Annotated in this window: 11 protein-coding genes; 5 read left to right on the top strand and 6 right to left on the bottom strand. The window is 56.0% G+C overall.

Translation table 11 applies throughout. The annotated features are described in order from the left end of the window. Positions 1-127 precede the first annotated feature (127 nt). Complete coding sequence (locus EJ361_RS14740) at positions 128-370, bottom strand: hypothetical protein (RefSeq protein WP_126246391.1); 243 nt, start codon at positions 368-370, stop codon at positions 128-130. Between EJ361_RS14740 and smc the strand changes: the two genes are divergently transcribed. The 4 genes from smc (at position 345) to EJ361_RS14760 (ending at position 8668) form a co-directional block, all read left to right on the top strand. Further along, positions 345-3875: a chromosome segregation protein SMC gene (smc, locus tag EJ361_RS14745; RefSeq protein ID WP_126246392.1), complete on the top strand. Its 3531-nt coding sequence runs from the start codon at positions 345-347 to the stop codon at positions 3873-3875. The two genes, EJ361_RS14740 and smc, sit on opposite strands and share 26 nt — an antisense overlap. A gap of 121 nt (positions 3876-3996) precedes the next feature. Beyond that, positions 3997-5460: an MFS transporter gene (locus EJ361_RS14750; RefSeq protein WP_126246393.1), complete on the top strand. Its 1464-nt coding sequence runs from the start codon at positions 3997-3999 to the stop codon at positions 5458-5460. Positions 5461-5514: 54 nt separating this feature from the next. Then, positions 5515-6243 (top strand): hypothetical protein, encoded by a 729-nt coding sequence (locus tag EJ361_RS14755; RefSeq protein WP_126246394.1) that lies wholly within the window; start codon positions 5515-5517, stop codon positions 6241-6243. 133 nt (positions 6244-6376) lie between these two features. Then, the gene (locus tag EJ361_RS14760; protein ID WP_126246395.1) at positions 6377-8668 is read left to right on the top strand and encodes a DUF7133 domain-containing protein; all 2292 of its coding nucleotides are present in this window, start codon (positions 6377-6379) and stop codon (positions 8666-8668) included. A gap of 6 nt (positions 8669-8674) precedes the next feature. Here the strand turns inward: EJ361_RS14760 and EJ361_RS14765 are convergent, their stop codons facing one another. Further along, on the bottom strand, positions 8675-9346 hold the full coding sequence (locus EJ361_RS14765) for an SDR family NAD(P)-dependent oxidoreductase (RefSeq protein ID WP_126246396.1): 672 nt from the start codon (positions 9344-9346) through the stop codon (positions 8675-8677). Positions 9347-9534: 188 nt separating this feature from the next. Between EJ361_RS14765 and EJ361_RS14770 the strand changes: the two genes are divergently transcribed. After that, positions 9535-10170 (top strand): LuxR C-terminal-related transcriptional regulator, encoded by a 636-nt coding sequence (locus tag EJ361_RS14770; protein ID WP_164714246.1) that lies wholly within the window; start codon positions 9535-9537, stop codon positions 10168-10170. 2 nt (positions 10171-10172) lie between these two features. On the opposite strand, the gene EJ361_RS14775 is transcribed toward EJ361_RS14770, so the two are convergent. From EJ361_RS14775 to EJ361_RS14790, 4 genes are all read right to left on the bottom strand, one after another. Next, a complete protein-coding gene (locus tag EJ361_RS14775) occupies positions 10173-10718 on the bottom strand; it encodes a DUF192 domain-containing protein (protein WP_126246398.1) in 546 nt (181 codons plus the stop codon). Between the two features lie 88 nt (positions 10719-10806). Next, positions 10807-11988 carry an aminofutalosine synthase MqnE gene (mqnE, locus tag EJ361_RS14780; protein ID WP_126246399.1) on the bottom strand — a complete coding sequence of 394 codons (1182 nt, stop codon included), beginning with the start codon at positions 11986-11988 and terminating at the stop codon, positions 10807-10809. After that, a complete protein-coding gene (locus EJ361_RS14785; RefSeq protein ID WP_164714247.1) occupies positions 11985-14153 on the bottom strand; it encodes a M43 family zinc metalloprotease in 2169 nt (722 codons plus the stop codon). The genes mqnE and EJ361_RS14785 overlap by 4 nt, the downstream gene beginning before the upstream one ends. Positions 14154-14247: 94 nt before the next feature. After that, on the bottom strand, positions 14248-15882 hold the full coding sequence (locus EJ361_RS14790; RefSeq protein ID WP_126246401.1) for a NupC/NupG family nucleoside CNT transporter: 1635 nt from the start codon (positions 15880-15882) through the stop codon (positions 14248-14250). Positions 15883-15894: the final 12 nt, after the last annotated feature.

Below are 15894 nucleotides of genomic sequence, written 5' to 3' on the forward strand. Positions count from 1 at the left end.
CGCCCCGGCGGGCGGCGGCATGTGCGGATCTATTCGCCGGTGAGCTTATTTGATTCGTTATCAGTAAGATAGTGGTTATTATTTACTATTGTGGTGTATAAATTATCCCCATGTGTGTATAAATTCCTTATTCACATTTACCGGTTTGCGATAACTTACTGAAGTGAGATCGAACGCCCCGTTGCCATATCTGAAAACCGCCGCCACGGCTGGCAACCCCGCGCAGTGCTGGAATCAGCAGAATTCGATTATCTTTGGCGGCCAAATCATGGCGCAGGAATGTTTCGGGAATGGTGTTTCCGGGGATTGCTGCTTCATCTTTCGTAATTCGTAATCCGACAAATGTGCGTTTAAAAACATTAGAGATCAAGGGTTTCAAAAGTTTTGCGGATAAGACCGTACTGCATTTCGACGAAGGCGTGACCGGTGTTATCGGCCCGAACGGCTGTGGAAAGAGTAATATCATCGACTCTATCCGCTGGGTGATCGGCGAGCACAAGATCTCCAACCTCCGTTCCGAAAACCAGGCCGGCCTCGTCTTCAACGGCTCCCGCACCCGTTCCGCCTCCGGTATGGCCGAAGTGAGCCTCACTTTCGAGAACAACAAGAACGTACTCCCGACGGAATTCACCACGGTTACGATCACACGCAAATTCTACAAAAACGGCGACTCCGAATACCGGCTCAACGATGTGGCCTGCCGCCTCAAAGATATCCATAACCTCTTCCTAGACACCGGCGTCAGCACAGACTCCTACGCCATCATCGAGCTCGGGATGGTAGACGATATCATCAAGGACAAGGAAAACTCCCGCCGCCGCATGCTCGAGCAAGCCGCCGGGATCTCCATCTACAAAACCCGTAAAAAAGAAGCCAAATCCAAACTGGACGCCACCGAAGGCGACCTCAACCGTATCGAAGACCTCCTCTTCGAAATCAATAACAACCTCAAAACCCTCGAAAGCCAGGCCAAAAAAGCCGAACGCTATTACGAGATCAAAAAAGACTATAAAGAAGCCAGCATAGAGCTCGCCAAAGCCGCCCTCGAAGGTTTTAACATCACCTTCCGCGACCTCACCGAGCAACAACAGCAGGAAACCGACCGGAAATTCGCCCTGGAAGCCGAAATCTCCACAGACGAAGCCGCCGTGGAACAGGATAAGCTCCATTTCGTGGCCAAGGAACGCGAGCTCCAGGTTCTGCAACGCTCCTTCAACGAGCTCGTTTCCACCATCCGCACGAAAGAAAACGATAAAAACCTCGCTTCCCAACAGCTGACCTACCTCCGCGAACGGGAAAAAGGCATCACCGACTTCCTCGGCAGCGCGGAAGGACAGCTCAACGGCCTCACCGAATCCATCGCGTTCACCGAAACGCAGGTGACCGACGAAGCCGAAGTATTCGAATCCATGCAGGACGAACTGGAAACCCTCCAGGAAATGGTGGACGAGAAAAAACAACACTTCTCCGAGAAAAAACTCCACCTCGAAAACCTCCGCCGCGATCAACAACAATGGCAACGCCAGCAGTTCGAAGCGGAAAAGAAAGTGGCCGTCGCCGATACCTCCGTCCAGAACCTCCAGCGCGGCATCCAGCAGCTCCAGGAGGAAAAGACCACCCGCCTCGCCCAGATCCAGCAGCTGGAAGATGAAAAAACAACCCTGCAGGATAACCTCCAGACCTCCAAAGAGGAACTGGAAGACATGATCGCCTTCCAGGAAGAAACCAAAGGCAAGATCCTCACCGCTCAGGGCGAGATCGAAGGGCTGCGCGACAAACTGGTAGACGAAAACCGGAAACTCGATTCCAAAAAGAACGAATACGACCTCCTCAAATCACTCGTAGACAGCCTGGAAGGCTATCCCGAATCCATCAAGTTCCTCAAAAAGAACAATGAATGGAACAATAAAGCGCCCATCCTGTCAGACATATTTTTTTGTAAGGAAGATTACCGCACCTGCATCGAAAACCTGCTGGAGCCGTATCTCAACTATTATGTGGTCAACAACGCCGAAGAAGCCGTTCAGGCCATCCGCCTGCTCGACGGCAACAAGAAAGGCAAAGCCAACTTCTTCATCCTCGACCAGTTCAACCACCAGGCCGGCGGCCTCTTTACACCGCCCGGCACCATCCCGGCGCTCGATGTGGTAGAGATCGACGAGAAATACAAAGGCCTGGGCAATTACCTGCTCGGCAAAGTATTCGTGTCCGACGATCTCGCATCCATCAATTTCAGCGAGCTGCCGGAGCAAGACGTGCTCATCACCGAGAAATCGGGCAGGATGCACCGCGGGAAATACAGCATGAACGGCGGTTCCGTAGGTTTGTTCGAAGGGAAGAAGCTCGGCCGCGCCAAGAACCTCGAAAAGCTCGACGCGGAAATCCGCGAACTGGAAGGCGTGGTAAGCTCCCTCAAAACGAAACTCCAGGCCAAGCACGACGAAGTGCTGGGCTACAACAGCCAGCTCAACGAAAACAAGATCAACGCCGCCCGCGAGCGCGTCAACCAACTCAATAACCAACTGTTCGGCCTGCAAAACCGTATCGAGAACTTCCACCACATGATCGAAACGGGCAATAAACGCCTCGCCGAAATGGAAGGTTCCCTCGCTACCAACGAACAGTCGATTTCCACCGTGAGGGATGAACTGGATACCCTCAACGACCGGGTGAACAGTCTGCACGACAGCATCGTGGCCGCCGAGCGCGCGAGCCAGGAAGCGGAGCAGCAGTTCAACCAGGCCAACATCCAGTACAACAACCAGAACCTCCAGCATACGCGCCAGCAAAGCAAGGTGCAGGCCCTCAAACAGGAACTGGAATTCAAGCGCAAACAACTGACAGACCTGCACGCCCAGATCGAAAGCAACCGCAGGCAGCTGGAAGATACCGCCGGCAACATCGCCGCGGCCGAAGACCGGCTCAATACCTCCGAAGACGGATTGCTGGAACTGTTCCGCCGCCGCGAGGAAGAGGAAAAAGCCGTGAACGAAAAGGACCAGGAATACTATAATTTCCGTAACCACCTCCAGGAACTGGAAAGCGTGCTCCGCTCCAAGCAGAAAACGCGCGATATGCTCGATCAGCAGCTCAACCAGATCAAAGACAAGGTGAACGAACTGAAGCTGCAACTGGCGTCCATGAAAGAGCGCCTCAGCGTGGAGTTCAAGGTAAACCTCGACGAAATCCTGGACGAAGACCGTACGGGTACGCAGACTGTCGAAGACCTGCAGGCCAACGCCGAGCGGTTGAAAAAGCGCCTTGAGAACATGGGCGAGATCAACCCCACGGCCATCGAAGCATATACCGAGATGAAAAAGCGGTACGAGTTCATCCTCGAGCAGAAAAACGACCTGGTGAACGCCAAGGAATCGCTGCTGGCAACGATCCAGGAAGTGGAATCCACAGCCAACCAGAAGTTCCTCGACACGTTCAACCAGGTGAAGGAAAACTTCATCCGCGTGTTCAAGGCGCTGTTTACCGAAGAAGACCAGTGCGATATGATCCTGAACGACCCCACCAACCTGGCGGATACCGGCATCGAGATCATCGCCAAACCGAAAGGAAAACGCCCTGCGGCCATCACGCAGTTGTCGGGTGGAGAGAAGACCCTCACCGCCACGGCGCTCCTGTTCGCCATTTACCTCATCAAGCCCGCGCCGTTCTGTATCCTCGATGAGGTGGACGCCCCGCTCGACGATGCCAACGTAGGCAAATTCACCAATATGATCCGCAAGTTCTCCGACAACTCGCAGTTCATCATCGTTACGCACAACAAGCAGACGATGGCGGCGGTAGACGTGATCTACGGGGTTACCATGCAGGAGCCGGGCGTGAGCAAACTGGTGCCGGTAGACTTCCGCAGTCTTAACTAGAAAAAACATCACATGCGATAGGGACGGGCGCGTCCGGAACGGGGCGCCTGTTTTCATGTAAATCACCCGTTTAACGGCTTTATCCGGCACAAAGATTGTGCGTAAGCACCAAACCTGGTACATGAACTTACAGCCGACAGAAGTATTGACGGAACAGGAAGTGGAAAAGGGCTTGCGGAAGGTAGTTTGGGACGGATTGTTTTCGGAAGCGATGACCACGCTGACCGGGGGCGCCTTCATCGTGGCGATGGCCATCTTACTGGGGGCCAGCAACCTCCAGTTGGGTCTCATCGCGGCCTTGCCGACCATGGTGAACATGTTCCAGCTCATCGCGATCTGGCTGGTCAGGAAGTTCAATAACCGGCGCGCCATAACGGTAGCCGGCTCGGTACTGGCGCGGGTGCCGCTGGTGCTCATCGGCCTGGTGCCGGTCTTTTTCCCCGGGGTACTTTCGATCGAACTGCTCATTCCCGTATTATTCTTTTATTATCTCTCCGGCGCGGTCGCCGGCGCCAGCTGGAATTCCTGGATGAAGGACCTGATCCCCGAAAACCGGCTGGGTACGTTTTTCGGGCAAAGGAGCGCCCTCATGCAATCGCTCAACGTGGTGCTGAGCCTGCTGCTGGCGCTGGGGTTGGATTATGTGAAGGGCTATTTCCCGGAAAGGGAAATGCAGAGTTACGGTTTGATGTTCGTACTGGCTGGAACGGCGGGCCTGATCGGTTCCTCCATGTTGGCGGGAACGCCGGAGCCAAAGAGGGTCCTGCCGCGGGAAAACGTGTTCGTCATGCTCCGCCGCCCGTTGCGCGACCCGAATTTCCGCCGGTTGCTCGTGTTCAACTCCGCCTGGGTGTTTGCCGTGAACATCGCCGCGCCGTTTTTCAACGTGTTCATGATGAAAAGCATGAACCTGCCGCTGTCGTACATCATCGGCTTTACGATCCTCAGCCAGGTGAGCAGTATCCTCACGATCCGCCTCTGGGGCCAGTTTGCGGACCGGTATAGCAACAAAACCATCATCGCCATCGGGGCACCGCTGTATATTATCTGTTTGCTGGCATGGTGCTTTGTAGGGATTTGGTCGTTCCTCTGGCCGAACCTCGTGTTGCTGTCGCTCATTCATATTTTGATGGGTTTCTCGAACGCGGGGATCAATCTCAGCCTCACCAACATCGGCCTGAAACTAGCGCCCACGGCCGACGCCATCATTTATCTTTCCGCCAAGAACATCGTTACCGCCATCTTTTCCGCGCTGGCGCCGCTGGCCGGCGGTATCCTGGCCGACTATTTCACGGGCCGCCATTTGAAAGTGGACGCGGAGTGGGGAGGGCCCCGGTGGACGAAATCCCTGCACATCATCGAGCTGCAGGACTGGAACTTCCTCTTCCTGTTCGGCGCGCTGTTGGGTTTCATCGCCGTAAACCTGCTGGCGAAGGTGAAGGAGAAGGGCGAAGTGGAGAAAGACGTGGTGGTGCGGATCATGCGAAGCACCGTGCGCAACAACCTGAAAGAGAATTTCGTGGTAGGTAGTTTGATGAACGGATACTCGCAGTTGCGGGATGTATTCCGTAGAAAGTTTCTTTAATATATTTACAGCATCCGTGAATTTTGAATGTCCGGATGTAAAATCCCCGTTTGTATGAGATATTTGCTACCTGTTTGTATGTTATTCGCTTCCTGCGGTGGTGCCAGCGCGTCCGGCAAGGTTGTTGATTTGCCCCCTTATCCCATCGCTGCCGACAAAGCCGTGTTATTCCTGGACAGTTATTGCGCCGGGCAGGATTCCACGGGATTCGGTGCCTTTTTCGATCAATGGAGCAACGCGTTGCAGCCGAATACCGGTTTCAGCAGCGAAAAGGAGAAAGCCGCCTATGAAGTTTTTGCACTGGTGTTCCGGCCGGATAAAGTGGAAAGCCTGGGCGAATGGGAGCCCGGTGGTAAAGGTATCTATACCGGCCAGCCATACGTCGTGCTCCCGAAGGAACTGGCGATCGAAGTGGAGGGAACGCCCGACACGCTGCGCGATTTCCGGCCCGCAGTGGCCCAAAGCGCCGGAAAGCCCCTGTATCTGACCGCCGCATACGACTCGGTGCTGCCGCGATTCCTGCAAGGGAAATCAGAAAAACCGGTTACCAGCGAGTCCCTCGGCCGCGGAGAATGGCTGCGGAAATGGGTGCTGGTGATCACAAAGCACAACGAAGGCTGGTATGTCATCAGTCATCCCCTCGTGAACCGGATCCAATTCGACAAATCCCTCCAGCGGGCGACCATCCATTTCCGGTTGGGATACCAGTTCGGGGAGGCCGTGGCCGTTAAGAAAGGAGAGGCGTGGGAACTGGAAAGCTCCCAGGCTACGGCGATCGAATAATTCGTCGAACCACTTGCCGCTGGTCAAGATTTACATCGTTTTTGCCCTTCCAAATCTTATTTTAGCCCCCGCAAATTTTTGACTTCCGGGCAGGATTTGTATATTTTCGACGCAATACAATCGATTTCAAAGCATGAAGGGAGGCTTTAGCACCAGGAAACTGACTTATCTCGGGGGATTACTCGCGCTGTGGGCGCTCGCCGCCTGCCAGCCCGCAGGCAAAGGCGCGAAACAAGACTCGCTCGCCATGCGGAAGGATTTCGCGGAAAGCCCCGTGCTCTCTCCCGAAGATGCCCTCCGTTCCTTCCGGCTCGAAGCAGGCTTCACCATCCAGTCCGTTGCCGCCGAACCACAGGTCGTAGTGCCCGTTGCCATGACGTTCGACCGCCACGGCCGTATGTGGGTCGCGGAAATGACCGGCTATATGCCAGACACCGCCGGCACCGGCGAAAACGTTCCCAACGGAAAGATCGTTATCCTTGAAGATACCAACGGCGACGGCCGTGCAGACACCCGCACCGTGTTCCTCGACTCCCTCATCCTCCCGCGCGCCCTCGCCATCGTCGGCAACGGCCTGCTGGTTGCCGAGCCCCCGCGCCTGTGGTACGTCGAAATCGATAACGACAAACCCGGCCGCAAAACCCTCGTCGATTCCCTGTACACCGAAGGCGGCAACGTGGAACACCAGCCCAATGGCCTTCTCCGCGCTATGGACAACTGGATCTATTCCGCCAAATCCGCCAAACGCTATCGCCTCGAAAACGGGAAATGGCGGAAAGAGGAAACCCATTTCCGCGGGCAATGGGGCATCACGCAAGACAGCGAGGGCCGGCTCTTCTACAATAACAACTCCGAAAACCTGCTGGGCGATTATTTTCCCCCGGGCCTCGGCCGCAATAATCCCAACCAGCGCCGGGTGGAAGGGTACGACGAGAACATCGTCCCCGATAACCGTACCTATCCCGTCCGCCCCACGCCGGGCGTCAACCGCGGATATATGAAAGGCGTGCTGGACGACAGTCTCCGCCTCGTCAACTTCACCGCGGCCTGCGGCCCCGTGATTTACCGCGACCCGCTTTTCGGCGCTGCATTTCTGAACAACGCCTTCGTGGCCGAGCCTTCCGCGAACCTCATCAAACGTAACATCCTCAACGATAGCGGCTATTTCGTGAAAGGCAAACAGGCCTACGCCGGGCGCGAATTCCTGGCCAGCACCGACGAGCGTTTCCGCCCCGTAAACCTTTACCTTGGTCCGGACGGGGCGCTGTATGTGTTAGACATGTACCGCGGCATCATCCAGCATAAAACTTACCTCACGCCTTACCTGAAAAACGAGATCGGGATGCGCGGGCTCACCGATCCGCTGAACTGCGGCCGCATCTACCGCATCATTCCCGAAAATTCGAAACCGGAAACCTTCAAAATAGGCGATACGCCGGCAGATTGGGTAAAGGCGCTGAAGCATGAGAACGGATGGGTGCGCGACCTCGCGCAACAATTGATCGTGGACGGACAGCAGGAAGCGCTTGTTCCGCAATTGCGTGAAATATTGCGTTCTAATAATGATTACAGCCGGCAACACGCGCTCTGGGCCCTGGAAGGCCTCCACGCGCTTACGGCGGAAGATGTGCTGCCATTGCTCGATACAACGAAAGCTGCCTTGTGCCGCCAGGCGCTATCGGTTTTGCCATCGGTGCTGAACAAATCCAATATGCAGCATCTCCTTCCGAAAATCACGGATGCCGCCACTGCGAAAGCAACCGCGCCGGTTGCGGCATGGATCCTCCCGTTTGTCGCGAAGATAGACCCGTCGGCCGCAAAAGCCGTCCTGACAAGCATCTGGCAACGTTATCCCAACGATAAAGTTATCGCGGACGCGGTCATCAGCAATGCGAAAGACAAAGAAACCGAACTGCTGTCTGCCATCAAAACCTGGAACGCCGATACCAACCTGGTCATCCGCCGCCGGTTGGAAAAGGTGCTGGTCGATATCTCCAACCACCGTAAGGCACGGCTGGATGAAGCCCTCGTCCGCGAATTCCCCCGCGGCAACCTGCTCTTCAAAACCATCTGCCAAACCTGCCATGGCGCAGACGGCGAAGGCATCCAATCCCTCGCGCCGCCGCTCAATCACTCCGAGATCGTGACCGGGAAAAAGGAACGCCTCATCGCCATCGTGCTATACGGCCTCACCGGGCCCGTACAGGTCAACGGTAAAGTGTACAAATCCCCCGAGATCAACGGCGACATGCCGGGCATCGCCAGCAACGACGAGTTCTCCGACGCAGACATCGCGCAACTGATGAGCTTCCTGCGCAACGCGTGGAGCAACAAGGCCGATAAGGTCTCCGAGAGCGAGGTGCAGGCCGTCCGCAAAAAATACAAAGGCCGCCAGAAATCGTTTACGATGGAGGAGCTGAAGTAATTTTTTCTACAGTGCGAAATGCTTTCCGGTAGCCACATTCCGGAATTCCCCGCTTTCCTTTTGCGCGAAAATGATGTCGAGGATCCCCGCGGCGGAGGCTTCCGGCAACAACGGCGCCTGATCGCCGCCGAGTTTGGTGCGCACCCAGCCCGGATGTACCGCAGTCACCGTTATTTTCTTTTCCGTCAACCGCTGCGCCAGCATTTTCGTGTAAATATTCACCGCGCCTTTCGACATCCGGTAAGCCGGGCCGTTCATGGCGATTTCGGTGAGCAATGACATGTCCGTCGAAATGTTGATGACCTGTCCGCCGGGAGGCACCAGCCCGATCACGGCTTCGGTAAAAAACACCAGCCCGGTAACGTTGGTGGAGAAGGTGTTTTCGAAAGATGTTCTTTCCGGAACGGTTTCGAATACGTCGTCGGCCACGCCTGCATTGTTGATAAGCAGATCGATATAGGTAGACATGCCGGCGAGGGATTGCCTGCAGGCTTCGATGCTGGCCGGATCGCGGACGTCGAGCTGGAGGCAGAAGAATTGCGGATGGCTCAGTGCGTCGATATATCCCGACCGTGATGTGCCGATCACACGGTATCCCTGGCCGAGGAGCCTGGCGGAAAGTGCGAGGCCGATGCCGGTGTTGGCGCCGGTGATGAGAGCTGTGTTGGGTCGCTTCATGAGAGAGTTTTGCCGCAAAATTATCCTGCAGCCGGGGCCGCGGCATACGCAGCAGCGCGTAATTTTCGGGGAGGCGTTGCCTAAGTACCATTACTACCACATAAGCATGTGATACGTACCCTGCTAAACCATGCATTTCCAACGCCTGATGAGTAATTTCGTCCTTTAACCTCAAAATGCCATATAGTATGAAGATCAGGCTGGGAATTGCCGATGCCCACCCCGTGATCGGCAAGGGGATCGCGGCCATGCTTGCCCCACATCCGCATATCGAGACGGTTTTCTCGTTGACGGACTGGCGCGACCTGGGCGCCGAACTGAGCCGTGTGCCAGTTGACATTCTCCTGCTCGATCTCCACATGCCCGAACAGAACGTGGCAGGATTGTGCAAGATGCTGCGGAGGGATTTCCCGGAATGCCGTATCGTGGGCATGTCTGCCACTCAGGAAACCGTGGAGGTAAAGCAGGTCATGCGGGCCGGGGCGGCCGGTTACTTATTGAAAAGCATGGACGAAGAAGGACTGCTGGCCGCGCTGGAAGCGGTTTTCGAAGGGAAACAGTATATCGATACCAAAGTAAGGGCGATGTTGCTGGAAGACCTGTTCCAGCACAAAAAGCGATTGCGGAAGAAGGATGTGCTGACGCGGCGCGAAACGGAGATACTGGAACTGATCGCCCGGGAATTCAGCAGCCGCGAAATCGCGGACAAGCTGTTTGTCAGCCTGCGGACCGTCGATACCCACCGTTTCAACATCATACAGAAATTGCAGGTAAAGAACGCCGCAGGACTGATCAAGGAAGCTTACAAGCGCGGGCTTGTGTAAATTTATTTCAGTTTGGTGAATGCGATTTTGTCGCCCACCTGCACATGATATTTGTCGGAGAACCCGGCGTTGGTTTCTACCACATATTGCGCCGGTTTGAGGGACGGAACGCCGTCTTCGCTGAGCGGAGTGGTGTATTTACGGATGGAGACGATTTCTTTATTGGCATCTACATACATGATATCCAGCGAAATGTAGGTGTTTTTCATCCAGAACGATTGTTCGGAGGCGGCTTCGAAAATGAACAGCATGCCTTGCGTGTCTTGCATGGATTTGCGGTTCATGAGGCCGAGGGCGCGCTCTTCGTCTGTCTGTGCCAGTTCGATATCGATGGTTTTGATCGTATCGCCTTTTGCTTTGCTGATGAAAGACAGTTCGCCTTCCTTGGTGAACACCGGGCCATCGTCTGCCGCGGGTGTATTGGCGGTGGGGGAGGTGGCAGTGTCTGTAGTAGCGGAGGCGTTATCGCCCTGTTGCCCGCCTTTCGGCTGGCAGGCGGCCAGGTACATAGCGCCCGCGAGGGCCAGTACCAGGTTGAGTTGCTTCATTTTACGGATTTTTAGAGGTTTGAAGGTAGTAAAAAAGCAAAAGAGGAAAAGCGATGCCTTTCCTCTTTTGGAAATATTAACAGTTCTGTCAGTTTTTGAATTCATCGTCCGTGAATTCCACATTGGAAAAGTCGCGGATTTCGTTGTAGACCGTATCCCTTTCGATAGGCGCCCTCCCGGCCTGGCGGATCAATATGGCCAGTTCGGCGGTGCTCATAGACGGTTTCTGCTCTTCGGCGCCTGCCATGGAGTAGATTTTGGTGGTATCGTCGATGGTACCGTCGAGGTCGTTCACGCCGAAGGAAAGCGTCAGTTGCGCCGTGCTGCGGCCGAGCATGGGCCAGTACGCCTTCAGGTGGGGGAAGTTGTCCATATAAAGTCGGGCAATGGCGTACATTTTCAGGTCTTCCACGATGGAGGATTCCGGAACGTTCGCCATCTCGTTGTCTTTGTTGCGGAACTTGAGGGGGATGAAGGTGTTGAAACCATGGGTTTCGTCCTGCAGCCGGCGGAGTTGCTCCATATGGTCTACCCGGTGCCAGTATTGCTCCACGTGGCCGTACAGCATGGTGGCGTTGGTGACCATGCCGGTGTTGTGGGCGGCGCGGTGGATGGCGAGCCATCCGTCTCCGTCCACCTTATCGTGGCAGATCTGCGCGCGAATATCGGGGTGGAAGATCTCTGCGCCGCCGCCGGGCATGCTTTGCAGGCCGGCTTCGTGCATGAGGCACATCCCTTCTTCGGTGCTCAATTTCGCCTTGCGGAACATGTAATCCAGTTCCACGGCGGTGAAACCTTTGATGTGAAGGTCGGGCCGGTGGGCTTTGATCTTGCGCATGAGGTCCATGAAGAATTCCATCTGCATCTTGGGGTGAACGCCGCCTACGATGTGGACTTCGGTCACGGGCTGGCCATCGTATTTCTTCACGATGTCGAGCATTTCATCCACGCTCAGTTCCCAGCCTTCTTCACGGTTTTTGTATAATTTGGAATAGGAGCAGAATCTGCAGGTAAAAACGCAAACGTTGGTGGGTTCGATGTGAAAGTTGCGGTTGAAATACGTCTTGTTCCCGTGCATCCTTTCGCGAACATGATTGGCCAGGGCGCCGAGCAAACCTACATCTCCCTTTTCAAACAGCACGATGCCGTCTTCCTGCGAAATCCGTTCCTGCGCCATTACCTTGTCTGCGATCGTCTTCAGCCGGCTGTCGAGCGTAGTAGCTGCAAGGAGGGCGGCAAGCGCCGGTTTCGGTCCTGAGTTCGTCGTCATTTTGCTTTCACTATTTTATAAGTCCTTACCGATTGGCTATAGAATAACTTTACAAAGTAAACACCATTTGGGGCATTTACCAAATCAATTGTCACCCTGTTTCCGCTCCGCTGCAGCGATTCCCGGCGGTACACTTCGCGCCCCAGCGCATCATAAACGGCTACGCCTTTCAGGTCTTCCGGCCACTGTAAAAACTCCACGAAAAACCGGTCGCGGAAAGCATTCGGCCAGATAAGCATCCCGTTTTCCCGCAACTCCGGATGCACGGGGCGGCTTTCCAGCCGGATATTATCGAGATACACATTGTTCTCCCAGTTGCAGGTATTGCGGAACACGACGCGGAAGGCCCGTCCCTTGATGATATGCGTCAATTCCACCGTATCGCGCCGCCATTCGTTGGCCGTGGGGTAGAACTCGGTATCCGTCGGGATGCGGCGCGTCACCAGCGTGGTCCCCCATTTCTTGTAACCTGTCGGGATGAACGTTTGCCCGCAATCGAAGGTCACCATCACTTCCAGCGTATCCCACATCGTTCCGGCCGTACCGATGGGCGTGGTAGTAGCCGCCGCGATGTCGAAAACCAGGCGTACGGAATCGCTGCCGGTATTGGTCATGCCGGGGCCCAGCAGATCGTCGATCGCATGATTGGTGCTGTAAAAGAAGTTGCGCATCACGGCGGAATGCGTGCTGTTGCTGCCGTAATCGGTCCGCTGCCAGGTGGGGCCGCGGTCCGGATTGAGCACGGTAAACCCGGCCGGCGGGAACCCGGCGTTCTCGAACCCTTCCGCCAGCGGGAATGCCGACGGCGTGGCAAACGTCATATCTACGGATGTGGAATCGTTTTCCGGCTGCTCGTCGGCCACCCCGTTGGGATTCACGGTATAGGCCTGTAACGTGGCCGCGCCGATCGGGGCGGTAAACGGCGGCAGGTCCACCACCGCCTGCGCCAGGGAGCCCAGGTTGCCCGTCCAATCGAAATCCACCGGCGTTCCGTTATTCACGGTATATCGAATGGTTACTTTCGTCAAAGCCGCCGATCCCCGGTTCTTCAACACCACGCGCGGCGTCTGCCCCTGTTCGCAGAGGTAGCCGACCGGCCGCTCCACCGCGTTCACGGAAGCATCGTTGGCTTTCTGGTCTACCGGCTGGCAGCCGTCTGAAAACATCAGCGAAGCGCGCTGGGTTTCCAGGGCGGTCCGTATACGGTCGGTCTGGCCCGAAGTGAAGAAATGCATGCAGGCATCGTTCACGTAATCCATGTAATTCATGTACATGAGCCCCGGCGCTGCGGGACTGCAATTGTCCGTCAGCACGCCGTTCGGGCAGTTGTAGTTCTGTTCGCCCTGCGGCGGCGTATCCGCTACGTTATCGTCGTCTGTACAGGTATTGCTGTCGGTATTGCCCCAGATGTGGTAGAGGTTGAAGAAGTGCCCGATTTCGTGCGTAAGCGTGCGGCCGAGGTTGAACGGCGGGCGCGCGGAGCCCGAGCTGCCGAATGCCCTGTAATGCACTACCACGCCCTGTTCTTCCGGCACGTACAGCTGCGGGAAAGTAGCCACGCCGAGGTAATTATCGCGCAGTTCGCAAACCCAAATGTTGAGGTAACGGTCGGAATCCCAGCCGGCTACGCCGCCCGTACCCGCATATTTCACTTCGGCGCCGGCATTGTCGATAGGGAAGGTGCGGTTGGAGACCGTCCGCGTGATACCGTTGGTAGGGTCGCCGTCGGGCGTGCGCGCGGCCAGGCAGAACTGGATTTCCGGGTTGCCGGTGAGGGCTTGCCATACCGCGGGGACCTGCGACACGTCCGTATTTTGGGCGATATAATCGAGATTGAGGGATGCCAGCTGGTCGAGAATCTGCTCGTCCGTCACCTCCGCCGGGTCCGGCAGTACGATGTGGACTACCACGGGAATGGTGACGCGGTTGAAGGTCCGGAACGGCCCGGGTCGGGTTTTGGTGCGACGGAGCTGTTGTTCCATCACGCGCAGTTTATCCTGCAGGAGCGGTTGTGATTGTAGTTTTTGCTGGAGCGCGACGTCGGTACCGCATTTCCGTTGGGCGAAAGCGGCGGCAGACGTGGCCATAAGGGCGATCAGGATGAAAATACGCAAGCGAATCTGGTTATAGGTGATATTGATATGATTGGTTGTAAAAGTAAACATGGAAAACGTTATTTGGAGGGCCATCCTGCAAAAAGGCGGATTTTCCCGGCCAACCCGCTGAATGCCAGGTTTTACCGTTCGGATGGAATTTTTTCTAGCTGAGCGCCCCGGCAATACAGCCGCACATCAGGCAGGCGATCGTTCCGCCGATGAGCGCCTTGAGCCCCAGTTCCGTGAGGTTTTTGCGCTGGTTGGGCGCCAGCTGGCTGATGCCGCCGATCTGGATGCCGATAGACGCGAAGTTGGCGAAGCCGCACAGTGCGTAAGTGGCGATGAGGAGCGACTTTGGATCGCGGATCACGTTGGCTTCCTTCATTTGCGACAGGGATTGATATGCAAGGAATTCGTTCAGTACGGTTTTAATGCCCAGGAGTTGCCCTACGGCCAGGATATCGGCCGATGCTACGCCGATGAGCCAGGCAATAGGGGAGAAGAGGTAGCCGAGGATCATGTCCAGCGAAAGGGAGGTGTACCGCCCGCCGCTCATATTGGTGATGTACGCGTTCAGGTTGGTTTGATCGCCGACCCAGCCGAGCATGGCGTTTACGACATACATCATGGCGGTGAACACGATGAGCATGGCGCCCACGTTCACGGCGAGTTTCAGGCCGTCTGTGGTGCCGAGGGATATGGCGTCGAGGAAGTTGTCGCCCAGTTTTTCTTTGGGGATTTGCAGGTCTTTTTGAATGAGGTGGTCCTGCGTTTCGGGGAACATGAGTTTGGCGCAAACGATGGCGGCGGGGGCGCTCATGATGCTCTGGCTGAGCATGTGGAGCGAAAAGTATTCCTTGGCCAGCTCGTCCGTTCCGCCGAGCATGCCTACGTATGCGGCCATGACGCTGCCGGCGGTGTTGGCGAATCCGCCGACCATGATGAGCATGATCTCGGAACGCGTCATTTTGTCGAGATACGGCCGGATCATGAGGGGCGCTTCGGTTTGCCCGAGAAAGATGTTGGCGGCGGTGGAAAGGCTTTCCGCGCCGGAGATCTTCATCTTGTTGAGCAGGTATGCGAAAACGAAAACGATTTTCTGGAGAATGCCGAGGTAGTAAAGGATAGACGACAGCGCCGCGAAGAAAATGATGTTGGGCAGCACCTGGACGGCGAAGATATAAGCCCAGGAGCCCGACGGGTCGGCGAGTTTCCCGAACATGAAGTCCGTCCCTTTATGGCTGATGTTGATGAGGTCTACGAAAGCGGAGGATACGGTGCTGAGGGCGCGGCGGAACACGTCTGGCGGGCACCATTGCAGGTATACGGAGATCGTGAGCAGGAAGCAGGCGGCCAGCACGGTCCATTTGAGCAGTTCGATGTTCCTTTTGGGCAGGAACTTGGCCATGACGAAAATGGGGATCAGTCCCGCCGCAAAAGCTACAGCCGGCAGCTGGTAATCCGGGCTGCGCACGATCCCGAAAAAGAACCCCGCCAGCGCCGCCAGCGACAGCAGCCAGGCAACAGGGTCGCCCATCGGCCCGAAGCCTTCTTTCGCCCTGCGTATCACCCGCCGAACGGTGAAAACGGTGATCAGGATGCCGAAAAGCAGCCAGAACACCGGTTGTCCGCCCACGCGCGTGTCCAGCACACCCATGGCGAACATGACCTGCGCACAGATCCCCATTCCTACAAGCCGCCAGTTAACTGCGCGCCGGTTGTTGCTCAGGAGGTAACATACGAGCACAAGAAACGACATGCCCAGTGCACCACGGGCGATATTCTCCCAATGTAACATGTGGTATGAAAG

It is taken from the genome of Chitinophaga rhizosphaerae (genome assembly GCF_003958645.1).
GTDB classification, from domain to species: Bacteria; Bacteroidota; Bacteroidia; order Chitinophagales; family Chitinophagaceae; genus Chitinophaga; species Chitinophaga rhizosphaerae.

What these genes read in the sequence shown, in the direction of transcription:
- EJ361_RS14750 (WP_126246393.1), top strand. Translation starts at nt 3,997, where the DNA reads ATGAACTTACAGCCGACAGAAGTATTGACGGAACAGGAAGTGGAAAAG.
- EJ361_RS14755 (WP_126246394.1), top strand. Translation starts at nt 5,515, where the DNA reads ATGAGATATTTGCTACCTGTTTGTATGTTATTCGCTTCCTGCGGTGGT.
- EJ361_RS14760 (WP_126246395.1), top strand. Translation starts at nt 6,377, where the DNA reads ATGAAGGGAGGCTTTAGCACCAGGAAACTGACTTATCTCGGGGGATTA.
- EJ361_RS14765 (WP_126246396.1), bottom strand. Translation starts at nt 9,346, where the DNA reads ATGAAGCGACCCAACACAGCTCTCATCACCGGCGCCAACACCGGCATC.
- EJ361_RS14770 (WP_164714246.1), top strand. Translation starts at nt 9,535, where the DNA reads ATGAAGATCAGGCTGGGAATTGCCGATGCCCACCCCGTGATCGGCAAG.
- EJ361_RS14775 (WP_126246398.1), bottom strand. Translation starts at nt 10,718, where the DNA reads ATGAAGCAACTCAACCTGGTACTGGCCCTCGCGGGCGCTATGTACCTG.
- mqnE (WP_126246399.1), bottom strand. Translation starts at nt 11,988, where the DNA reads ATGACGACGAACTCAGGACCGAAACCGGCGCTTGCCGCCCTCCTTGCA.
- EJ361_RS14785 (WP_164714247.1), bottom strand. Translation starts at nt 14,153, where the DNA reads ATGTTTACTTTTACAACCAATCATATCAATATCACCTATAACCAGATT.
- EJ361_RS14790 (WP_126246401.1), bottom strand. Translation starts at nt 15,882, where the DNA reads ATGTTACATTGGGAGAATATCGCCCGTGGTGCACTGGGCATGTCGTTT.